This is a genomic window from Nonomuraea terrae (assembly GCF_044465245.1).
Lineage (GTDB): Bacteria > Actinomycetota > Actinomycetes > Streptosporangiales > Streptosporangiaceae > Nonomuraea > Nonomuraea terrae.
In genome coordinates this window covers 451,308-471,204 of the sequence record NZ_JBITLL010000003.1, presented here as the reverse complement: position 1 = coordinate 471,204, position 19,897 = coordinate 451,308, and the positions used below count along the sequence as shown (strand labels likewise).

The 19,897-nt window shown below is 73.3% G+C and carries 21 protein-coding genes and 1 pseudogene; 12 read left to right on the top strand and 10 right to left on the bottom strand.

Translation table 11 applies throughout. From position 1 onward, the window contains the following. Positions 1–2: 2 nt before the first annotated feature. The 6 genes from ACIBP6_RS14645 to ACIBP6_RS14620 all read right to left on the bottom strand — a co-directional run bounded on the left by ACIBP6_RS14645 (position 3) and on the right by ACIBP6_RS14620 (position 5,113). Complete coding sequence (locus ACIBP6_RS14645; RefSeq protein WP_397053394.1) at positions 3–980, bottom strand: LLM class flavin-dependent oxidoreductase; 978 nt, start codon at positions 978–980, stop codon at positions 3–5. A 29-nt stretch (positions 981–1,009) separates the two neighbouring features. Next, positions 1,010–1,762, bottom strand: a complete 753-nt coding sequence (locus ACIBP6_RS14640) for an aminotransferase class IV (RefSeq protein ID WP_397052281.1) — start codon at positions 1,760–1,762, stop codon at positions 1,010–1,012. A 40-nt stretch (positions 1,763–1,802) separates the two neighbouring features. Continuing rightward, positions 1,803–2,798 carry a hypothetical protein gene (locus ACIBP6_RS14635; protein WP_397052279.1) on the bottom strand — a complete coding sequence of 332 codons (996 nt, stop codon included), beginning with the start codon at positions 2,796–2,798 and terminating at the stop codon, positions 1,803–1,805. After that, entirely contained in the window at positions 2,795–3,277 is a 483-nt protein-coding gene (locus ACIBP6_RS14630; protein ID WP_397052277.1) for a SigE family RNA polymerase sigma factor, read from the bottom strand. Before ACIBP6_RS14630 ends, ACIBP6_RS14635 begins: the two co-directional genes overlap by 4 nt. 72 nt (positions 3,278–3,349) lie before the next feature. Continuing rightward, positions 3,350–4,312 (bottom strand): adenylate/guanylate cyclase domain-containing protein, encoded by a 963-nt coding sequence (locus ACIBP6_RS14625; RefSeq protein ID WP_397052275.1) that lies wholly within the window; start codon positions 4,310–4,312, stop codon positions 3,350–3,352. Between the two features lie 48 nt (positions 4,313–4,360). After that, on the bottom strand, positions 4,361–5,113 hold the full coding sequence (locus tag ACIBP6_RS14620; protein ID WP_397052273.1) for a FadR/GntR family transcriptional regulator: 753 nt from the start codon (positions 5,111–5,113) through the stop codon (positions 4,361–4,363). A gap of 89 nt (positions 5,114–5,202) precedes the next feature. On the opposite strand from ACIBP6_RS14620, the gene ACIBP6_RS14615 reads away from it, so the two are divergent. The 9 genes from ACIBP6_RS14615 to ACIBP6_RS14575 all read left to right on the top strand — a co-directional run bounded on the left by ACIBP6_RS14615 (position 5,203) and on the right by ACIBP6_RS14575 (position 14,498). Further along, positions 5,203–6,699 carry an ABC transporter substrate-binding protein gene (locus ACIBP6_RS14615; RefSeq protein ID WP_397052271.1) on the top strand — a complete coding sequence of 499 codons (1,497 nt, stop codon included), beginning with the start codon at positions 5,203–5,205 and terminating at the stop codon, positions 6,697–6,699. A gap of 10 nt (positions 6,700–6,709) precedes the next feature. Beyond that, positions 6,710–7,648: an ABC transporter permease gene (locus tag ACIBP6_RS14610; protein WP_397052269.1), complete on the top strand. Its 939-nt coding sequence runs from the start codon at positions 6,710–6,712 to the stop codon at positions 7,646–7,648. A gap of 8 nt (positions 7,649–7,656) precedes the next feature. Further along, a complete protein-coding gene (locus tag ACIBP6_RS14605; protein ID WP_397052267.1) occupies positions 7,657–8,478 on the top strand; it encodes an ABC transporter permease in 822 nt (273 codons plus the stop codon). Next, the gene (locus tag ACIBP6_RS14600; protein WP_397052265.1) at positions 8,465–9,379 is read left to right on the top strand and encodes an ABC transporter ATP-binding protein; all 915 of its coding nucleotides are present in this window, start codon (positions 8,465–8,467) and stop codon (positions 9,377–9,379) included. The genes ACIBP6_RS14605 and ACIBP6_RS14600 overlap by 14 nt, the downstream gene beginning before the upstream one ends. Further along, on the top strand, positions 9,348–10,148 hold the full coding sequence (locus ACIBP6_RS14595) for an ATP-binding cassette domain-containing protein (protein ID WP_397052263.1): 801 nt from the start codon (positions 9,348–9,350) through the stop codon (positions 10,146–10,148). Before ACIBP6_RS14600 ends, ACIBP6_RS14595 begins: the two co-directional genes overlap by 32 nt. Beyond that, on the top strand, positions 10,145–11,323 hold the full coding sequence (locus ACIBP6_RS14590; RefSeq protein WP_397052261.1) for a M20 family metallopeptidase: 1,179 nt from the start codon (positions 10,145–10,147) through the stop codon (positions 11,321–11,323). The genes ACIBP6_RS14595 and ACIBP6_RS14590 overlap by 4 nt, the downstream gene beginning before the upstream one ends. Beyond that, positions 11,323–12,558: a P1 family peptidase gene (locus ACIBP6_RS14585; RefSeq protein ID WP_397052259.1), complete on the top strand. Its 1,236-nt coding sequence runs from the start codon at positions 11,323–11,325 to the stop codon at positions 12,556–12,558. Before ACIBP6_RS14590 ends, ACIBP6_RS14585 begins: the two co-directional genes overlap by 1 nt. Continuing rightward, positions 12,555–13,982 (top strand): aldehyde dehydrogenase family protein, encoded by a 1,428-nt coding sequence (locus ACIBP6_RS14580; RefSeq protein ID WP_397052257.1) that lies wholly within the window; start codon positions 12,555–12,557, stop codon positions 13,980–13,982. The genes ACIBP6_RS14585 and ACIBP6_RS14580 overlap by 4 nt, the downstream gene beginning before the upstream one ends. Before the next feature lie 309 nt (positions 13,983–14,291). Then, positions 14,292–14,498 (top strand): hypothetical protein, encoded by a 207-nt coding sequence (locus ACIBP6_RS14575; RefSeq protein ID WP_397052255.1) that lies wholly within the window; start codon positions 14,292–14,294, stop codon positions 14,496–14,498. 240 nt (positions 14,499–14,738) lie between these two features. Here ACIBP6_RS14575 and ACIBP6_RS14570 read toward each other — a convergent pair whose 3' ends face one another. Together ACIBP6_RS14570 and ACIBP6_RS14565 are read right to left on the bottom strand one after the other, a co-directional pair. Then, entirely contained in the window at positions 14,739–15,293 is a 555-nt protein-coding gene (locus ACIBP6_RS14570; RefSeq protein WP_397052253.1) for a DUF4142 domain-containing protein, read from the bottom strand. 57 nt (positions 15,294–15,350) lie between these two features. Continuing rightward, positions 15,351–16,112: an SDR family NAD(P)-dependent oxidoreductase gene (locus ACIBP6_RS14565; RefSeq protein ID WP_132621574.1), complete on the bottom strand. Its 762-nt coding sequence runs from the start codon at positions 16,110–16,112 to the stop codon at positions 15,351–15,353. A 121-nt stretch (positions 16,113–16,233) separates the two neighbouring features. On the opposite strand from ACIBP6_RS14565, the pseudogene ACIBP6_RS14560 reads away from it, so the two are divergent. Then, positions 16,234–17,200 (top strand): annotated as a pseudogene (locus ACIBP6_RS14560) (endonuclease/exonuclease/phosphatase family protein). 97 nt (positions 17,201–17,297) lie between these two features. On the opposite strand, the gene ACIBP6_RS14555 reads toward ACIBP6_RS14560, so the two are convergent. Beyond that, positions 17,298–17,837: a GNAT family N-acetyltransferase gene (locus ACIBP6_RS14555; protein WP_397052250.1), complete on the bottom strand. Its 540-nt coding sequence runs from the start codon at positions 17,835–17,837 to the stop codon at positions 17,298–17,300. 115 nt (positions 17,838–17,952) lie between these two features. Here ACIBP6_RS14555 and ACIBP6_RS14550 point away from each other — a divergent pair, with 115 nt between their 5' ends. Further along, entirely contained in the window at positions 17,953–18,477 is a 525-nt protein-coding gene (locus ACIBP6_RS14550) for a type II toxin-antitoxin system prevent-host-death family antitoxin (RefSeq protein ID WP_397052248.1), read from the top strand. Here ACIBP6_RS14550 and ACIBP6_RS14545 read toward each other — a convergent pair whose 3' ends face one another. Continuing rightward, complete coding sequence (locus ACIBP6_RS14545) at positions 18,478–18,669, bottom strand: DUF1918 domain-containing protein (RefSeq protein ID WP_132621568.1); 192 nt, start codon at positions 18,667–18,669, stop codon at positions 18,478–18,480. Positions 18,670–18,761: 92 nt separating this feature from the next. Here ACIBP6_RS14545 and ACIBP6_RS14540 point away from each other — a divergent pair, with 92 nt between their 5' ends. Next, positions 18,762–19,775 carry a zinc-dependent alcohol dehydrogenase gene (locus ACIBP6_RS14540; RefSeq protein ID WP_132621566.1) on the top strand — a complete coding sequence of 338 codons (1,014 nt, stop codon included), beginning with the start codon at positions 18,762–18,764 and terminating at the stop codon, positions 19,773–19,775. Positions 19,776–19,897: the final 122 nt, after the last annotated feature.

The following is a 19,897-nucleotide window of genomic DNA, read 5'->3' as shown; positions in this document are numbered from 1 at the left end:
GATCAGCCCCCGAACACCCCCGCGAGCCGCCGATAGGAGTCGAGCCGGCGATCGAGGTCGTAGGTGTTCATCGTGACCAGCACCTCGTCCGCACCGGTGGCCTCGACCAGCGTGCCGAGGGCGACGGCGACCTCACTCTCCGTCCCGTTGACACGGCTCTTGAGCGACTCCTCCAGATACGCCCGCTCGCGCTCGCTCATCTCCGTCCGCGCGACCTCCGCGGCCGGGATCAGCGGCGGGAAGACGCCCGCCGTGCGCGAGCGGACCGTGGACCACGCCTCGGGCAGCTGCAGCAGCGCTGCCTCCTCGGCGCTCGGGCCGACCGCGACGTCCGCCGCCACCATCACGTACGGCCGCGCCGCCCACGCCGACGGCCGGAACCCGGTCCGGTAGCGGGCGGCGGCGTCCACCGCCCGGGGCCCGCCCCCGATCACCACCGGCAGCCCCAGCTCCGCCGCGATGTCCGCGCCTGCGCCCATGGCCAGCACGAACGCCTGCGGACGCAGTCCTTCGGCGGGCAGCGCGTGCACGCCGGGATGAGCCGTCTGGGTGCCGGTGAACCAGCCGAGCAGCTCGCCGAGCTGCTCGGCGAACCGGTCGGCGTCGTCCTTGCCGTGGCCGAGCGCCCGGCGGATGCCGCCGGTGAACCCCACGGAACGCCCGAGCCCCATGTCGACGCGCCCGGGATACAGCGACTCCAGCACGCCGAACTGCTCGGCGACCACCAGCGGACGGTGGTTGGGCAACATCACGCCGCCCGTGCCCACCCGGATGCGGGAGGTCGCCGCGGCCACGGCCGCCGCCAGCACGGTCGGCGCCGAGCCCGCCGCGCCTGGCACGCTGTGGTGCTCCGACACCCAGAACCGGTGGTAGCCGAGCTCCTCCGCCTGCCGCGCGAACCGCACGGTCTCCCGCAGCGCCTCGGCCGGGTCCGAGCCCTGCCGCACGAGCGAACGATCGAGAATCGAGTACGCGGTCACGTACCGGTGCAACGCGCCCGGCCGCCGGATCAATCCACCGGATCCCCGGGAATGCCGTCGTAGAAGGCGCGCAGCCGCGCCATCAGCGCGGCGTCCTGCCGCAGCGGCACGCCGTCCACCTCGCCGACCGGCGTCACGCCCCAGGAGTTGCAGAGGAACACCAGGTCGAACCCGGACAGGTCGGCCACCTTCAGCGGACGCCGTTCCTGCGGCACGTCCATGCGCCGCAGCAGCGCCATCGTGACGCCGGTCAGCATCGGCGCGTCCGGCCAGACCAGCCGGCCGTCGGCGAACCCGCCCACGTTCGTGATCGCGCCCTCGCTGATCAGGCCGTCATCGGTGGTGAGCAGCGCCTCTCCGAAGCCGTCACGGGCGGCCGTCCGCAGGATGTGGGCCTGCTGGAACCCACCGGCCTGTTTGATGTGCGGGAGATAGCGCTGGTAGACGACCGAGCGCAGGCGCAGCGGCCCGGCGAGCGGCTCGTGCGGCGGCCCCGCGGTCGCGACGACGCGCGGCCGGTCGTGCTCCAGGACGTACACCCGCACGCTCGCGTCGCGCTCCTCGCCGAGAACCGCGCGGATCGACTCCAGCACCGTCGTGCGGTCGAGCTCGGCGCCGAACAGCTCGCGGGTGGCACCCCGGAGCCGTTCGAGGTGCAGCTCCAGCCCGCGTACCCGCCGATCCCTGACCTGCATGGCGGTGAAGTGGCCGTAGCGGGCCTCCATCGCCCACCGCGCCTGCGCGTCGTCCACCGGCCGGCCCTCGATCACGGCACGTCGCATCACGGCCACCTCCTCATGTTCCGATCTACCGTAGGGCCCGCTATCGGTACAAGCCGACCGACCAGTCGACCGGCCGGTTGGTGTGCTCTCCCCAGAGCCCGATCTGCCCCGTCACGGTGACCCGCTTCCCCTTGGGGACGTCGAACGGGATCCTCCCCGACGGGAACGAGCCCTCCTTCCAGACGTCGCAACCCACCGTCGAAGGATCCTCCACGCCGTCGATCCGGAACCTGAACCACATCCGGCCGGCCAGGTCGCCGGAGCAGAGCCGCTCGATGCCGATCGTGCCGTCGGCGCTCACGCCCTCGAAGGTGAACGTCGAGTCCTGCGGCCACACGCCCGACGCCGAGGCGGCCAGTCTCAGCTCACCCAGCCGGCCGGGAAAGGCACGGACCGGTTCGGGGGAGACCGGCCGGGCCGGCGGGGTCCACTCGTAGACCGCCAGGCCCCAGTCGCCCGGTTGCGGCGTCGCGGCCTCGCACGGCCTCGTCTCGTCGGCGCAGCGCCAGCCCATGTCCGTCATCTCGAACGTGATCGTGACGTCCCGGACACCCGGGGGCACGGTCAGCGGCCACAGCGCCCGCTCCGGGCGGCACGGAGAGAACCCGGGCGGTCCGGTGCGGTTGCCGTTCACCAGGACCTGCACCTCCAGGCTCGGCAGCCGGCCGTCGCACACGGCGCCCACGTCCAGCGGCCGGCCGGAGACCGGCACCGTCACCGACGACCGCCGCACGTCCGGGCCGAGCGAGGTGAGCGCCAGGCGGCGGTACGGAGTCCCGTCCGGCGCCGTGAAGCGCTCGGGCAGCGCCTCCGCCACGGCGGCGGCCGTCGTCTCGCGCGACGGTGGCGCCGCCACGCCCGGCACCAGGACGGCCGCGGCCACGACCGCCGCCACGGCCGCCGCCCCCGCCAGCACCCGCCGGCGTCGCCGCATCCTGCGGACGCGGGCGTGGATCTGATCGTGGCGGCGCGGGTTCGCCGGCGACGGGCCGCCGGCGTGCTCGCGCAGCACGTCCCGCAGGTCTTGCACGCTCATCGGCGCAGCTCCTTCACGATCGTCTCGTCCACGCGCAGCTTGGCCAGCGCCTTCGCGGTCTGGCTCTTCACCGTGCCCTCCCCGCACCCCAGCAGCCCGGCGACCTCGGCCACCGGCAGGTCCTCGTAGAAGCGCAGCACGACCACCGCGCGCTGCCTGGCCGGAAGGCGGCCCACGGCCTGCCACAGGCCGTCGTCGCGGCCGTCCCCCGCGTCGTGCGCGGGTGATTCGGGCAGGTCGTCGCTGGGCAGCTCCCCGCGCCAGCGCCGCCGCCACCACGAGACGTACGTAGTCACGAGGATCTTGCGCACGTACGCCTCGGGCTCCTCCACCCGGGGCCAGGCGAACCACGCCTTGGCCAGGGACTCCTGCAGCAGGTCCTCCGCGACGTCCCAGTCCCGGGCCAGTAGGTACGCCGTGCGTAACAACCGATCCGACCTCGACACCACGAAGTCCTGAAATATCGCCCTATCCGCCACCGGGATGCCTCCTGCCACGAGCCGGCCTGCCGCTAATGACGCGGTGACCGGCCCACCGGGTTGCCCCGCGGCTCAGGCGCCCTCGGCGCGCCCGATCGTGTACGGGGCCAGCTCGCCCAGGCCGCGCACCGACAGCCGGTTGACCTCGCGCAGCCGGAAGGCCCGGTCGCCCTCCAGCTCCTCGGCGAGCCGCGGGTCGGCCAGGATCGAGCCGGGCAGCGACAGCGCGGTCAGCCGGCTGGCCAGGTTGACCGTGGTGCCGAACACGTCGCCCATGCGCCAGATCACCGGCCCGGACGCCAGCCCCACCCGCAGCTCCGGCATGTCACGCCCGCGGGCGTGCGTCTCCACCAGGCGCAGCGCGATCTCCGCCGCCACGTGGGACTTGTCGGCCACGAACAGCACCGAGTCGCCGAGTGTCTTGATCACCCGCCCGCCGGTGGAGGTGACGATGTCGGCCGAGCGGCCCTCGAACCTGTCGACCAGCCTGGCCAGCTCGCTCGCGGTGATCTGCCTGCTCAGCCGGGTGAACGCCACCAGGTCGGCGAACCCGACGGCCAGGCGTACGGAGCTCATGTCCTGGTCGGCGATGCGGCCCGCGGCGGCGGCGAGCTGGCGCTGCCAGGCGTAGACCAGCAGCCGCGCCAGGTCGGGCACCACCAGCTCGGCCCGCCGCCGCCAGGCGCGCGGGCGCTCGGCCAGCGGCACGCCCGCCTGGTCGAGCGCCTCCGCGCCCAGCTCGGCCTGCGACTCGGCCAGCCGCGCCGTGGCCCGGCCCAGCGAGCGGGCCATGAGCAGGACGTGCTCCTCGTCGTAGACGCCCGAGGTCACCATGCCGAGCAGCGTCTTGAGCGCCTCGACGTCGGAGTCGGTGAACTCGACCGCGTCGTCGGGCACGTTGGGGAAGCCCAGGGCACGCCAGAACCGCCGCGCACGATAGACCGGCACCCCCGCCATCTCGGCCACCTGGTGGCTGGTGTATCGCCGCGGCTCGCGCAGAAAGGCCTCCGCCAGCCCGTCCCCGTCGCGCGCCACGGGGGCAACATAACACCCCTGTGGGCCAGGTCACTCCTACGGGATGGGTCAGTCCAGCAGGGCCCGCAGGACGCCGCGTTCGGCGGCGGGAACGTAGCCCGCGTAGTAGTCGTACATCGCCTTCCTGGACAGCCGGGCCGCCAGGGGGCCGTCGGCGAGGCGGATGGCCGCGATGACCTCCTCGTGGTGGCGGATGCTCTGCCGCATCAGCGCGTCCCTGTCGGGGGCGCCCGCCAGCTTCTCGGAGATCAGCCGCACCACGATCGAGCGCACCACGTCGGTGCAGATCTGGATGAGCTTGTTGCCGCCCGCCCGCGCCACCACCTCGTGGAAGGCCACGTCGGCCGCGCTGAAGGCGTCCTCGCCCAGCTCCAGCGCGGCCCGCATGCGCGCGACCGCCTCCGCCATCTCGGCGAGCTGCTCGTCGGTACGCAGCCGCGCCGCCAGCAGGATCGCCGCCGAGTCGAGCACCATCCGGAACTGCACCAGCTCCGCCAGCGACAGCTCCTCCACCCGGGCCAGCGTCGTCATCGACTTGTGCAGCGCGGCCGGCGTGAACGGCAGCACCTCCGCGCCGTTCGGGTCGCCCGGCCGCGACCGCACCAGGCCGCGCGCCTGCAGCACCCGCAGCGCCTCGCGCACCGTGGAGCGGCTGACGGAGAACTGCACCATCAACTCGCGCTCACTCGGCAGCCGCTCGCCCGGTGAGAGAGCGCCGCTCTCGATGGCCTCCTCGACCTGCTCCACGACCCGCTCGTAAGCGCGTACGGCCCGTACGGGCTCGAACCTCGGACCACTCACGTCCTGCCCCCTTGACCCGAGCCGTCGCCGACTGGCAATGTGCGTAGCCTACTGGTCCGACCAGTGCACTAGCCAGGAGGCTGTAAGAGATGAGGCGCATCGGGACCTGGATCGCCGTCGGCGGTCTCCTGCTCAGCACCGCAGCCTGCGGTGGCGGCACCGCCGGCACCGCAGGCGGCGGCGGCGCCCCCGCGGCCCAGACGCTGTCCGTCGGATTCGTGGCCGAGCCCGCGAATCTCGACTTCACCTCCACGGAGGGCGTCGCCATCCCCCAGGCACTGCTCGTCAACGTCTACGAGGGCCTGGTCAAGCTCGACCAGAACGGCCAGATCGTGCCGCTGCTGGCCGAGAAGTGGGACGTCTCGGACGACCGCAGGTCCTACACCTTCACCCTGCGTAAGAACGTCGCGTTCAGCAGCGGCGCGCCGTTCACCGCCGACGACGTGGTGTTCTCGCTCGACCGGGTGAAGACGGACTGGAAGCTCAAGATCAAGTCGCAGCTCGACGTCATCGACACGGTCGAGAAGAAGGACGACTCCACCGTCGTCGTCACGCTCAAGCGCCCGAGCAACGGCTTCCTCTACTCGATGGCCACCAGGCTCGGCGCGATGTTCAGCCGCACGGGCGTCTCCGACCTGGCCAACAAGCCGATCGGGACGGGCCCGTACGTGCTCGGCTCGTGGCGGCGCGGCGACTCCATCCAGCTCCAGCCCAACCCCGCCTACTGGGGCACCAAGCCGTCGCTGTCGTCGGTCACGCTGAAGTACTTCAAGGACGCCACGGCGATGAACAACGCGCTGCTGACCGGCGGCATCGACGCCATCTCCAGCGTGCAGGCGCCCGAGTCGCTGCAGCAGTTCGCCGACCCCAACCGCTTCCAGACGGTCGAGGGCACCACGAACGGCGAGGTGGTGCTGTCGATGAACAACGGCCGGCCGCCGTTCGACGACAAGAAGGTCAGGCAGGCCGTCCGGCACGCCATCGACCACAAGGCGCTGCTCGACACCGCCTGGGCCGGGCGCGGGCAGCTCATCGGCTCGATGGTGCCGCCCACCGACCCCTGGTACGAGGACCGCACCGGCGACTACCCGTACGACCCGGCCAAGGCCAAGGAGCTGCTGGGCGGCAAGACGTACGACGTCAAGATGCGCATCCCCAACCTGCCGTACGCGGTCAACAGCGCGCAGGTCGTCAAGTCGCAGCTGGCCCAGGTGGGGATCAACGCGGAGATCGAGCCGCTGGAGTTCCCGGCGCGGTGGCTGGACGTGGTGTTCACCCAGGGCGACTACGACATGTCGATCATCAACCACGTCGAGCCGCGCGACATGTCGATTTTTGCCGACAAGTCGTACTACTTCCGGTATGACAATCCCGAGTTCGGCGAGCTGCTCGCCGCCGCCGACGAAGGCACCGAGCAGGAGCAGACCGAGTCGCTCAAGCAGGCGGCCAAGCTGCTGTCCGACGACGCCGCGGCCGACTTCCTCTTCCTCTTCCCCAACCTGGTGGTGGCGAAGAAGGGCGTGACCGGGCTGCCGAAGAACGCCATCGCGGAGCAGTTCGACTTCACCGCGCTCGCCAAGCAGTGACCCGATCCGCATGACCCTGTACCTCGTCAAACGGCTGGCGGTGCTCCTCGCGAGCACCGCCGTGGCCGCCGTCGTGGTCTTCGCCTTCATGGCGCTGCTGCCCGGCGACCCGGCCGAGATCGCGCTCGGTGTCAACGCCACCCCCGAGGCGGTCGCCGAGCTGCGCCGGCAGTTCGGCACCGACCGGGCGCCCGTCGCGCAGTTCCTCGACTGGGCCGGCGGCCTCCTGCAGGGCGACTTCGGCACCTCCTACGTCACCAGCGCCCCCATCGGGCCCCAGATCGGCGACCGGCTCGGCGTCACGGCCGTGCTGGTGCTCGGCGGCATGATCCTGGCGGTGGTGATCGCGGTGCCGCTGGGCACGTTCGCCGCCGTCCACCACCGCGACGCGCTCGGCGCGGTGATCAGCGCCGCCAGCCAGCTCGGCATCGCGATCCCCGCCTTCCTCGCCGGCATCCTGCTCGTCTTCGTCTTCGCGGTGCAGGCCCAGGCGCTGCCGTCCGGCGGCTACGTGCCGATCTCCGAGAACCCGGCCGAGTGGCTGCGCAGCCTGCTGCTGCCGTGGTTGTCGCTCGGGCTCGTCCAGGGCGCGGTGCTCACCCGCTACGTGCGCAGCGCCGTGCTCGACGTGATGCGCGAGGACTACCTGCGCACCGCCCGCGCCAAGGGCCGGGGCTCGACCGGCGCCCTGTGGCGGCACGGCCTGCGCAACGCCTCCATCCCCGTCGTCACCGTGCTCGGCCTGCAACTCGCCACGCTGCTCATCGGCGCGGTCGTGGTCGAGCGGGTCTTCGTCGTCCCCGGCCTCGGCGACCTGCTGCTCAACGGTGTCGCCCAGCGCGACCTGCTGCTCGTCCAAGGCGTGGTGATGGTGCTCGTGGCAGCCGTCCTGCTGATCAACTTCGTGGTGGACGTCGCCTACCACCTGCTCGACCCGAGGCTGCGATGAGAGGCCGGATGAACGCCGGGCTGCTGGTCGGCGGGGTGCTCGTCGGGATCGTCGTGCTCGCGGCGCTGGTGTCGTTCTTCTGGACCCCGCACGACCCCACGCTCGTGGACGCCGCCCGCAAGCTGCGCGAGCCCGGTGGCGGCTCCCTGCTCGGCGCCGACAAGTTCGGCCGCGACACCTTCAGCCAGCTCATGGTCGGCGCCCGTACCACCCTCTACGTCGGCATCGTCGCCGTCGGCATCGCCGCGGTCATCGGCACGCCGCTCGGGATGGCCGCCGGGATGACACCGCGCGGCTGGCTCTCCGAGCTGATCATGCGGGTGAACGACCTCGTGTTCGCCTTCCCCGCGCTGCTGCTGGCCGTCATGCTCGGCGCCGTCTACGGGGCGGGCACGCTCACCGCGATGATCGCGATCGGGGTGGCGACCGTGCCGGCGTTCGCCCGCGTGGCCCGCGCCGCCACGCTGCAGGTCATGGTCACCGACTACGTGCTGGCCGCCAGGGCGGCCGGGCGGCGGCGTCCCGCGATCGCCTTCCGGCACGTGCTGCCGAACATCGGCTCCGTGCTCATCGTGCAGGCGTCGGTGTCGTTCGCGATCGCGATCCTGGCCGAGGCGGCGCTGTCGTTCCTCGGCTTCGGCACCCGCCCGCCGACCCCGTCGTGGGGGCGGATGTTGCAGGAGTCGCAGGAGCTGCTGTTCTCCACCCCGCGCCTGGCCCTGTGGCCCGGCCTGGCCATCGCGCTGGCGGTGCTCGGGTTCAACCTGCTCGGCGACGGGCTGCGCGACTTCCTCGACCCGAAGCTCAGGAGGATCCGTGCTGAAGGTTGACGGGCTCACCGTACGCGCCGACTCCGTGGAGCTGGTCCACGACGTGTCGTTCGCGATCGGGCCGGGGGAGCGGGTCGGGCTGATCGGCGAGTCCGGGTCGGGCAAGTCGCTGACCGCGCTGTCGCTCATGGGCCTGCTGCCCGAGGGCGTCGCCGCCTCAGGGGTGGCCAGGCTGGGCGACCGCGACCTCGTCGGCGTCCCCGAGAGCCGGATCAAGGAGCTGCGCGGGCGCGAGATGTCCATGGTCTTCCAGGAGCCCATGACCGCGCTCAACCCGCTCATGCGGGTCGGCGCCCAGGTCGCCGAGGTCATGACCCTGCACGGGAAAGCGCGCCACGAGGCCCGCGCGCGGGCGGTCGAGCTGCTGGAGCGGGTACGGCTCCCCGAGCCCGCGCAGATCGCCCGCGCGTACCCGCACCAGCTGTCCGGTGGGCAGCGTCAGCGCGTCATGCTCGCCATCGCGCTGGCCAACGAGCCCGGCCTGCTCATCTGCGACGAGCCGACCACCGCGCTCGACGTCACCGTGCAGAAGCAGATGCTGGAGCTGATCGCCGAGGTCGCGCCCGCGCTGCTGTTCATCACCCACGACCTCGCCGTCGTCGCCTCCGTCTGCGAACGCGTCCTGGTCATGTACGGCGGCCGCGTCGTCGAGTCGGGCCCCATCCGCGAGGTGTTCACCCGCCCTCGCCACCGCTACACCGAGGGCCTGCTGGCCGCCTCGAAGCTGACCCCGCGCGGCACCCGGCTGCCGACCATCAGCGGCAGCGTCCCCCCGGCCGGGCGCTTCCCCGGCGGCTGCGTGTTCAGGAACCGCTGCCCGCAGGCGACCCCCGCCTGTGAGACGGCACCGGAGCTGACAGGAGACGGACATGCCTTCGCATGCTGGCACCCCGCTGATTGAGGCGCGCGGCCTCACCCGCGTCTACCACCGTCCCCGCACCTCGCTCACCAAGCCGGGCCACGACGTCCAGGCCCTGCGCGAGGTGTCGCTGACCGTGCACCGCGGCGAGCGGTACGGCATCGTCGGCGAGTCGGGCTCCGGCAAGTCGACGCTGCTGCGCCTGTTGTGCGGCCTCGACCGGGCGACCAGCGGGTCCATCCTGTTCGACGGCCGGGAGATCATCGGGCTGCCCGAGCGGCGGCTGCGTTTCCTGCGCGAGAACCTCCAGATCGTCTTCCAGGACCCGATGAGCTCGCTCGACCCGCGCATGCGCGTCCGTGACCTGGTCGCCGAGCCGCTCGTCGCCCTCGGCCTGCCGGTCGGCGGCCGGGTGGCGGAGCTGCTGGAGGCCGTCGGGCTTTCCGCCGAGGCGGCCGAGCGCTACCCGCACCAGTTCTCCGGCGGGCAGCGCCAGCGCATCGCCATCGCCCGCGCGCTCGCGCCCCGGCCGCAGGTGCTGGTCGCCGACGAGCCCGTCAGCGCCCTCGACGTCTCCGTACGCGGCCAGATCCTCAACCTGCTGGCCGACCTCGTCGACGAGCTGGGGCTCACGCTCGTGTTCGTCTCGCACGACCTGTCCGTGGTCCGGCACGTGTGCGAGACGGTCGCCGTCATGAGCGCGGGGGAGATCGTGGAGACCGGGCCCGTGGACGACGTCTGGGCCGCGCCCGCCCACCCGTACACGCGGGCGCTGCTGGAGGCCGTACCGACTCTGGAGGGGTTGTCTTGATCGACGTCGATGCCGGCGGGGTGGTCGCGTTCACCCAGGCCCTGGTGCGCATCCCCAGCACCAACGACCCGGCGCGCGGCCGCGACGAGCGGCCCGCCGCCGAGCTCGTCGAGGCGAGGATGCGCGAGTGGGGCTGGGACCCGGTCGTGTACGAGGCCGCGCCCGGCCGGCCCAACGTGGTCGCCGTGGTCGAGGGCGGCGGCGGTGACGGGCCGACGCTGATGTTCGAGGGCCACACCGACGTCGTCACCGAGGGCGACCTGTCCACCTGGACCGTCGACCCGTTCGGCGGCGAGATCCGCGACGGGCGGCTGTGGGGCCGGGGCAGCGCCGACATGAAGTCCGGCCTGGCCGCCACCCTCTACGCCACCCGCGCCCTGCAGCTGGCCGGGCCGTTCCCCGGGCGGATCAAGGTGTGCGCGCTGGCCGACGAGGAGGGCCTCATGATCGGCGCGCACCACTTCGTCTCCGAGGGCCTGGCCGCCGGGGTGGACGGCGCCATCGTCGCCGAGCCCGAGGCGGGGGAGATCTGCGCGGTCGCCAAGGGCGCCCTGCGGCTGCGCGTCGACCTGACCGGCAAGATGGCGCACGGCGCGATGCCGCAGCACGGCCGCAACCCCATCCCCGCCGCCGGCGCGCTGCTCGCCGGCCTCGCCGCGCTGCAGGACGAGCTCCAGGCGCGCCACCCCGCCCACGAGCACCTCGGCGAGGTGTACGTGACGCCGACCGTGCTGCGGGCCGGCTCCGAGGAGCAGGTGAACGTCATCCCCGCGGTCGCCTCGCTCTTCGTCGACGTGCGCACGATCCCCGGGGTCGAGCACAAGGACGTCGCCGACCGGGTGGCCGCGCTCGCCTCCGGCTCCGGGATCTCGTCCGAGGTGTCGGTGCTGGTGGACCGGCCGCCCGTGGACGTCCCCGTCACCACGCCGGTGGTGGCCGCCCTGGCCGCCGCGCACCGGGCCGTCACGGGGGAGGAGCCCGTGTACGGCGGGGTGCCCGGCTCGACGGACGGCACCGTGCTGACGCACTGGGGCGGGATCCCGTCGGTGGTGTACGGGCCCGGCGGGAAGTGGATCGCGCACCAGTCGGACGAGTACGTGGAGGTGGAGGAGATCGTCCGCTGCACCCGTGTCTTCGCCGAGGCCGCCCGCCGTTTCCTGACCGGCGACTTCTGATGCGGCCCGGGCCGACGAACTCGCTGGCGGACGTGGCGGGGCTGCGGATCGGCCACGCGCACCGGGTCGGGGACGGTTACCGTACCGGGACCACCGTCGTCCTCGCGCCCGCCGGCGGAGCCGTCGCGGGAGTCGACGTACGGGGGGCCGCCCCCGGCACCAGGGAGACGGAACTCCTGGACCCGCGCAATCTGGTGGAGCGGGTGCACGCGATCGTCCTGTCAGGCGGAAGCGCGTTCGGCCTGAGTGCGGCCTGCGGCGTCATGGACCGCCTCGCGGACGCCGGCATCGGCTACCCGGTCGCCGGCGGCACCGTCCCGATCGTCCCGGCCGCCGTCATCTTCGACCTCGGCCGAGGCGGCACCTTCCGCGCCGTCCCCGACGCTCCCTTCGGCGCAGTCGCCTACCAAGCCGCCAGCGCCGTCCCAAACCCCGACTCCCCTCAAGGGACCTCAGCCCGGGGCGGTGGGGCGGTGCCGAGGCAGGGGGACGGCGCCGCTTTCCCGTCCGGGCAGGCTTCGGCCCCGGTCGCTTCCGGATCGACCCTCACCCCCGACTCCCCCCGAGTGACCTCAGCCGTGGACGGCGGGGTGATGACCGCTGACGCGGTGTGGCGGCCCGGCCCTTCGTCCCGAGGGGCGTTCGGGACGGCGTCGGCCACGGCGAGTGGGTCCGTCGGGGCGGGCACCGGGGCGGTGGCCGGAGGGCTGGCCGGGGGTGTGGGGACGGCGAGCGTCGTGCTGCCCGACGGCACCACCGTCGCCGCCCTGGCCGTGGTCAACGCCGCCGGCTCCGTCCTGGATCCTCTCGACGCCACCCTGGCCGGCGCCAGGTACGGGCTCCCCGGCGAGTTCGACCACCTCCGCCCGCCCACCCCCGAGGAAGCCCGGGCCTGGAACCCCGAGAAGGGCCCGTCGTTCAACACCACCATCGGCGTCGTCGCCACCGACCTCGCCCTCACCAAGGCCCAGTGCGGCAAGCTGGCCGCGGTGGCCCACGACGGTCTGGCCCGGGCCATCAGACCGGCGCACACCATGACCGACGGCGACACGGTCTTCGCCCTGGCCACCTGCGCCCGCCCCGCCCCGGACCACGACACGTTCCAGGACGTCCTCGCGACCGCCGCCGACGCGTTCAGCCGCGCGGTCGCGCACGCCGTCCTGGCCGCCACCGGACGCGAGGACGCGCCCGCGTACCTCGACGTGTTCCCGAGCGCAGTACGGAAAGAGACATGACCTTCGACCTCGCATGGCCCGCCGGCCTGCCCATCGGCGACGAATGGACGCAGACCGCGGACACCACCGACGTGACCTTCCCCTATGACGGCTCCGTGGTCGCCGCGGCCCCGCTGGGCACGGCCGAGCACGCCCGCCGCGCCCTGGAGGCGGCCCTCGACGTGGCCCCCGCGATGGCCGCGCTGCCGTCGCACGCCCGCCGGGCCGCACTCACGCACGCCCATGACGCCCTGGCGGAACGGCGTGCGGAGTTCGAGCGGCTGCTGGTCCTGGAGACCGGGAAGCCGTTGGTGGACTGCAGGGTCGAGGTGGCCAGGACGCTCGTCACCCTCGCCACGGCCGCCGAGGAGGTGGCCAGGCTGCACGGCGAGACGGTGCCGCTCGACCTGCTGCCCGCGGGTGAGGGGCTGATCGGGTTCTGGACGCGCCGGCCCATCGGCGTCGTCGTCGGCATCACCGGCTACAACTACCCGCTCCTCCTCGCCGCCCACAAGATCGCGCCGTCCGTGGCCGCGGGCTGCCCGGTGATCGTCAAGCCGGCTCCGGCGACCCCGCTGGCCACCCTCTGGCTGGTCCACCTCCTGCGCGAGTCCGGCGCGTTGCCGCCGGCCGGCGTCCAGCTCGTCACCGGCGACGTCGAGGTCGGCCGGACCCTGGTGGAGGACCGGCGGATCGGCGCGGTGTCGTTCACCGGCTCCGCCGCCGCCGGACACGCCATCGCGCGCAACGCGGCCCCCACGAAGGTGCTCCTGGAGCTGGGCTCCAACGCGGCCCTCGTGGTCGCGGCGGACGCCGACCTCGAGGCCGCCGCCGACGCGGTCGTGCGCGGCGGTTACTACGCCTCCGGCCAGGCGTGCATCTCGGTGCAGCGGGTGCTCGTCGAGGACCCCGTACGCGAGCGGTTCCTGTCCCTGCTGAGCGAGCGCGTCAAGGACGTCTCCGTCGGCGACCCCCGCCTGCCGGACACGCGCGTCGCCCCGCTCATCGACGACAAGGCCACCGAGCGCGTCCTGGAGTGGGTCGCCGCGTCCGGCGCCGAGGTGCTCGCGGGCGGGCACCGCGACGGGCGGGCCATCGCGCCCACGGTGCTGGACGGTGTCCCGGACGGAGCCGCCGCCTGGGACGAGGAGATCTTCGGGCCGGTGGTGTGCGTCCGCTCGGTGCCCGACCTGGACGCCGCCTTCACCGCGGTCAACCGGTCGCGGTACGGGCTGCACGCCGCGGTGTTCACCCGCTCGCTGGCCACGGCGTTCGCCGCGATCGAGCGGATCGAGGCCGGCGGAGTGGTGGTCAACGACGTGCCCGGGTTCCGGGCCGACAACATGCCGTACGGGGGCGTCAAGGACTCCGGCGCCGGCCGCGAGGGCCCCCGCTTCGCCATCGAGGAGCTGACTGTCACCAGGATGGCCATCATCCGGCCGTAGCCGCTCCGGCCCGGCCGTGCGTGCCCCGTCATGGTGGTGGCCGGCCGAGATGCCGGCCAGGGCGGCTCGGTGCTGCGGGAGCCGCTGCCAGGCCGGGCTCGGTGGTGCGGGCGGGCTGTTCTCCGGGCGGGAAGTCGGCCGAGCGGCTCACCTGGGCCCACTGGGCCGCCTGCGCGGCGCGGGCCCCGGACGAACGTCGGGCCCGCTCCACCGCGTCCGCGCCGAGCAGGAGGCGCCCTGCTCGCCGCCGTGTTCGCTCCACGGAGCGGGTCCTCGCCGAGACGCGGTGCTCATGGACGCGCCTGTCCCGTGGCGCTGCACCGCTACGGGGAAGGCATCGTCCCGGTGAGCAGGGAGCGGCCGTGGGAGACCCGCCGCCTCATACGCGCCGCCGACCCCGCGGCGAACGCGCTGCGTGCGGAGCAGATCGCCCGCCTCGACAGGTTCGTCCAGCGGGCGGCCGACGAGAGGGTCCTGCGGCCCGACGTGCCCTCCCGGGCTGGGCACGCGCCCTGACCCAACGGGTCGACACGGTCGCCCACCGGTTCCCCTCGATCGACCCGCCGCAGGCCGCCGACCTCGTCATCGACACCCTGCTGAACGGCCGGCGCTGACTTCCGGGCAGCGCAACGGCCGGGACCAAACCGGCCCCGGCCGTCGATTCCGCGCGGTGTGACCGCTCCAGCCGTCAGAGCTCCAGCGTCAGAGCTCCCTGCGGTGCTGGAGCTACCGGCGGTATCAGAGCTCCCGGCGGTGTCAGAGCTCCGTGCGCACCATGTGCAGGTGGTGCCGGATCACCGGTGCGCTGTCGCGCGCCAGGTCCTTCACCCATCCGGAACTCCCTCGCCGGAGCTGTCGCTCACCCAGCCAGAGCGCGTGTTCGTGCGCTTCCCGCTGGAGTCGCAGCCAGGCGCGGTCGAAGCGGTGACCGTTCCTGGCGACCACGGCGCGCAGATCCCTGCGCTGCTCGGCGCTGGGGGAGTCGGGCAGGCTGACGCGGAGCCGCCTGGCGGCCTCGCGGAGCCGCGCGTCCAGCCTGCCGTGGTCACGGATCAGACGCGCCGCGATGCTCCGGACATCTCTGTCACGCGACTCGCGCAGCGCGGCCCGTCCGGCCGCGATCTCGGCGAGATGCCCTCGGTGCGCCTCCCTCAGGTACGCCCTGTCCTGGGCCGAGACCCGCTGCGCCCAGCTCACGGGGGCGACCGCGGCGGTCTCCGGCGTGGGGGACTGCGCCTGTGCGGCGGGGGCGAGGGTGAAGGCCAGCACGGCCGCGGCACCCGCGGGGACTAACTTCCGTGCCGCTCTCATAGGTCCTCCTTTCGTAGGACCCGTGCCCGCTGCCCGATCCGGTCAGGAGTATTCGTGTTAATTCGGCGGATCGAAACGCCCGTCCACGGCGGTCCATCCGCCGTCCACGTAGAGCACGGAGCCTGTCACGAAGCTCGCCGCGTCACTGGCCAGGTAGACCACCGCCCCGGCCATCTCCTCCGCCCGCGCCCAGCGGCCCAGGGCGCTCTTGGCGGCGTACGCGTCGTACCAGCCGGGATTGTCCTTGATCTGCTTCGTCAGCGGCGTCTCCACCACGCCGGGCGCGACGGCGTTCACCCGGACGCCGTGCGGGCCGAACTCGGCCGCGGCCGTCCGCAGCAGCTGCACCAGCCCCGCCTTCGTGGCCGAGTAGACGCCCTGCCCCGGCTCGGTGACCGAGGCCCGGATCGAGGCGAACCCGATGATGGAGCCGCGCCCGCGTTCGACCATCCCGGCCCCGAAGGCCCGGACCACGTCGAACGACGCCCGCAGGTTCAGCGCCACCACCCGGTCGAACTCCTCGCCGGAGTAGTCGAGCAGCCGCTTGCGCACGTTCATCGCCGCCGTGAACACCAGCACGTCGGCCGGGAAGCGCGCGGCCAGGTCGCGCACCGCGCCGGCGTCCAGCACGTCGACCTGCCGGGCCTCGCCGCCGCACCCGGCGGCGGTCTCCTTCGCGGTGTCCAGGTCGCGGTCGGCGCAGACCACGGACGCCCCGTGCGCGGCCAGCGCGAGCGCCGCCTCCCTGCCGATGCCGCTCCCGGAGCCGATCACCACGGCTCGCCGCCCGTCCAGGCGGAACAGCGCGTCATATCCCATACGAGGCACCCTAGCGACTGGTCAGACCAGTGCACCAGGTCTACCCGGCCACGAACATCACGCCGCCTCCCGCTGAGGGGTGAGGTCCACCGGCACACGCGATTCCCCGTACGGTCGGGCTGTGAGCCCGGAAGATCGGAAAGCCGCGAGCAGGCCCGCCCTGGAGTGGCGGCGCGGGCGGGTCCTCGCGTCGGCCGCCGTGCTGGTGGGCGCGCTGCTGGCGTTTCCCGCCGTCGTGCCCGACGCCGTGGGCAATCTCGGCAGCCTGCTGGAGACCTTCCTGCCCTGGGGCGGCCTGGCCGTTCCGGCGCTACTGGTCCTGGCGCTGGCGCGTCGCTCGGCCACCGCGCTGGTGGGCGCTGGCGCTGCCCGCGGCGGTCTGGGCCGCCGTCTTCGGCGAACGGTTGCTACCGGCCGATCAAGGGGCGGTTCACGACCTGACCGTGCTCCAGCACAACGTCAACGACGAGAACCCCGACCCGGCGGCGACCGCGCGAGCCCTGGCGGGGGCGGGAGCCGACCTCATCGCCCTGCAGGAGCTGACGCCCGGCGCCCTGCCCGCCTACCAGGCCGTCCTGGCTCCCGGCCATCCCCACCACGCGGTCGTGGGCAGTGTCGGGCTCTGGTCGGAACACCCCCTGACGGACACTCGCGCGGTGGACATCAGGCCCGCGGGCCTCGGACCGGACTGGAACCGGGGGATGCGGGCCACCGTACGGACGCCATCGGGTGACATGGCGGTCTACGTCGCGCACCTGCCCTCGGTCCGCATCCGGTTGCCCGGCGGCTTCGACACCGGATGGCGCGACGAGAGCGCCGCCGCGCTGGGCGCTGCCGTCGCCGCCGAAGAAGTGGACAGGATCGTGCTGCTGGGCGATCTCAACGCCAGCCTCGACGACCGCGGCCTGAGCCCGGTCACCTCCCGGCTGACCCCCGCGCAGGACGGGTTCGGCTTCAGCTGGCCCGCCGCGTTCCCCCTGGCCCGGATCGACCATGTCATGACCCGCGCGGCGATCCCTGTCACCACCTGGACCCTGCCCGCCACCGGCAGCGACCACCTGCCGGTCGCCGCCCGCATCAAGCTGTAGCTGCTCGGATCACCGGCCGCGGAGCACGTCGCCGGCCACGGCTTCCGGCCGTCAGGGACGGCTCGGCAGACGACGCACGGGCTCCTCGGGGACGGTGTCAGGAGGTGGCCTCCCAGGCGGCGCGGGTGATCTCGTATTCGACTTCGCCGTGTTCCGATCCCGGGATGGGCTCGGGCCAGTCGAGACGGAAGGTGCGCGCCAGGCGCAGGCCGCACTTCTCCATGACCCGGCGCGAACCGAGGTTGACCATCATCGTCTGGGCGAACACGCGCCGCGCGTCCAGCTCCGTGAACGCCTGGTCGATCAGTGCGCGTGAGCCCTCCGTCGCGTAGCCCTTGCCCCAGGCGGCCTTGCGCAGGCGGTAGCCGAGCTCGGGCTCGTCGGCGGGGCCGCCGTCCGCCGGTCGCAGATGGAACCAGCCGAGGAAGTCGCCCGTCGTCTTCTCCTCGGCCGCGAAGAAGCCGCCGCCGATGAACCGGGGCAGGGTCCGCTCCACGATCACCTCGCGCGGCGTCGGCTTGCCGCCGTTGAGGTAGCGCATGACCTCGGGGTCGTTGTGGAGGGTGTACAGGCGGTCCTCGTCGGACGGCGTGAAGCGGCGCAGCACCAGCCGCTCGGTCTCCAGATATACGTGCACCGACGCACGGTATCGGGTGAGACCGACCGGTTTCGAGTAATTTTCGGCCACCGGTCGCGCGCGAATATGTAAGGCGGCTTGCGAAATTGCTGTAAGGCGGCTTACGGTTCTCGTCATGATCGACATGGAATCGCCGTCGTTCGACGAACTGCAGGCCCGATACGGCCCGCCGGTCGGAGTGGAGGACGCGCGCGCCCACTGGGGCACCCTCGTCCGCGCCGCCAGGGACGGCACCACCACGCTGATCACCCGTGAGCGCTGGGAGCTGGCCGCCCTGGTGCCGCTGTCGCAGGTGTCCGGGGTGCTGAGCGGTCTGCCGGTCCTGTCGCTGTCGACGGCCCGCGCCAAGCTCGGCGATCTCGTCCGTCAGGCCGCCCAGCCGTACGACGAGGGCCCCGTGCTGCTGACCCGCCACCGCAGCCCGGTCGCCGCCCTGGTCAGTGCCCGGCGACTGCTCGGCCGCCCGGCCACCCGCCGCCGCCCGCCCGCCGAGACGCTGCTGGCGGAGGGCCATGCCATCGCGCTGGCCGGCGGACCGCTCGGCGGGGTCGTCGCGATCGCCCGCGACCGGGACGGCGAGGTGGTCGCGACCGGCCTCGGCGAGACGGTCGCCGAGGCCCTGCGGTCGCTGGAGGATTGACTACTGCGGCCGGGCCGGTTCGATCACCGCGTCGGGCCCGGGGAAGACGAGGTGCTCGTGGCCGTCGTCGTAACGCACCAGGTAGGGGGGAGCCCCGTCGGCGCCCCTGATCTCGATGATCTCCGCCTTCTTGTTCCCCTGGCCGACGACGTGACCGTGGACGACCAGCTTGTCACCGACGTTCGCCTGCATGGTGGGTTCCTCTCAGGGCTTCGGAGGGTCACCTCCACCTTGCACCAGAGCGGCCCTCGCGCAAAGACGCGGGAATCGCGTACCTTGCCGCCATGCGGGCCTTCGTCATCACAGGGCCGGGCCGCGCCGAGGTCCGGGAGGTCGATCCGCCCCGGCCGGGCGCGGGCGAGGTGGTCGTCGAGGTCGAACGGGCCGGCGTCTGCGGCACCGACATGGAGTTCTTCACCGGCGCGATGGCGTACCTGCGCACCGGCGAGGCCCGCTACCCCGTGCGGATCGGCCACGAGTGGGCGGGGATCGTCCGCGAGGTCGGCGAAGGCGCCGACCCCGGCTGGCTCGGCCGCCGCGTCACCGGCGACACCATGCTCGGCTGCGGCCGGTGCCCCCGCTGCGGGTCGGGCCGGCAGCACCTGTGCGCCGACCGGTACGAGATCGGCATCCGCAACGACTGGCCGGGCGCGCTGGCCGAGCGCCTCCCCGTTCCCGCGCATGCCCTGCAACCCCTCCCTGACGGCCTCGACCCGGTCCTCGGCGCGCTGGTCGAGCCCGGCGGGAACGCGCTCAGGGCCGTCGACGCCGCCGCGCTCGAACCCGGCATGCGCCTGCTGGTCATCGGGCCGGGCACGATCGGCCTGCTGGCGGCCTTGACGGCGGCGGCCCGCGGCGCCGAGGTGCACCTGCTGGGCCTCACCGAGCGCTCGCTCGACTTCGCCCGTTCTCTCGGCTTCACCCGCACCTGGACGGAGCCGCCGGAGCGGCGCTTCGACGCGGTCATCGACGCCTCGAACGGCTCCGGCGCGCCCGCGCTCGCCCTGCGGGCCGTCGAGCCGGGCCGGCGCGTGGTGTTCATCGGGCTGTCGGCCGAGCCCAGCACGGTCGACACCCGCGCGCTCGTGCTCGGCGACATCACCGCCGTCGGCGTGCTCAGCGCCTCGGGCGGCCTGGCGGGCACCGCGGAGTTGTACGCCTCCGGCCTCGTCGATCCCCGCCCGCTGGTGGCCGCCACGGTGGCGCTGGACGAGGTGGCCGGGGTGCTCGCGGGGGAGCGGCGCCCGGAATGGGGCGACGCTCCCAAGATCCACGTGGATCCCCGTCTCCCCGCCTGACTCCAGCCTGGCCCGTGGCCGGTCCCCCGACATGCGGCTCATGGACGCAGAAAGCGATGCCGCGCGTAAGCGCCCTGTTCAGTGCGCCTTCTGCGCCGTTTCCGGCCGTTCCGCCGGATCGG

Excerpts from the sequence above, each read along its gene's own strand:
- ACIBP6_RS14640 (WP_397052281.1), bottom strand. The coding sequence starts at position 1,762 with ATGCGACGTGCCGTGATCGAGGGCCGGCCGGTGGACGACGCGCAGGCG.
- ACIBP6_RS14635 (WP_397052279.1), bottom strand. The coding sequence starts at position 2,798 with ATGAGCGTGCAAGACCTGCGGGACGTGCTGCGCGAGCACGCCGGCGGC.
- ACIBP6_RS14615 (WP_397052271.1), top strand. The coding sequence starts at position 5,203 with ATGAGGCGCATCGGGACCTGGATCGCCGTCGGCGGTCTCCTGCTCAGC.
- ACIBP6_RS14610 (WP_397052269.1), top strand. The coding sequence starts at position 6,710 with ATGACCCTGTACCTCGTCAAACGGCTGGCGGTGCTCCTCGCGAGCACC.
- ACIBP6_RS14605 (WP_397052267.1), top strand. The coding sequence starts at position 7,657 with ATGAACGCCGGGCTGCTGGTCGGCGGGGTGCTCGTCGGGATCGTCGTG.
- ACIBP6_RS14595 (WP_397052263.1), top strand. The coding sequence starts at position 9,348 with ATGCCTTCGCATGCTGGCACCCCGCTGATTGAGGCGCGCGGCCTCACC.
- ACIBP6_RS14585 (WP_397052259.1), top strand. The coding sequence starts at position 11,323 with ATGCGGCCCGGGCCGACGAACTCGCTGGCGGACGTGGCGGGGCTGCGG.
- ACIBP6_RS14580 (WP_397052257.1), top strand. The coding sequence starts at position 12,555 with ATGACCTTCGACCTCGCATGGCCCGCCGGCCTGCCCATCGGCGACGAA.
- ACIBP6_RS14570 (WP_397052253.1), bottom strand. The coding sequence starts at position 15,293 with ATGAGAGCGGCACGGAAGTTAGTCCCCGCGGGTGCCGCGGCCGTGCTG.
- ACIBP6_RS14565 (WP_132621574.1), bottom strand. The coding sequence starts at position 16,112 with ATGGGATATGACGCGCTGTTCCGCCTGGACGGGCGGCGAGCCGTGGTG.
- ACIBP6_RS14550 (WP_397052248.1), top strand. The coding sequence starts at position 17,953 with ATGATCGACATGGAATCGCCGTCGTTCGACGAACTGCAGGCCCGATAC.
- ACIBP6_RS14545 (WP_132621568.1), bottom strand. The coding sequence starts at position 18,669 with ATGCAGGCGAACGTCGGTGACAAGCTGGTCGTCCACGGTCACGTCGTC.
- ACIBP6_RS14540 (WP_132621566.1), top strand. The coding sequence starts at position 18,762 with ATGCGGGCCTTCGTCATCACAGGGCCGGGCCGCGCCGAGGTCCGGGAG.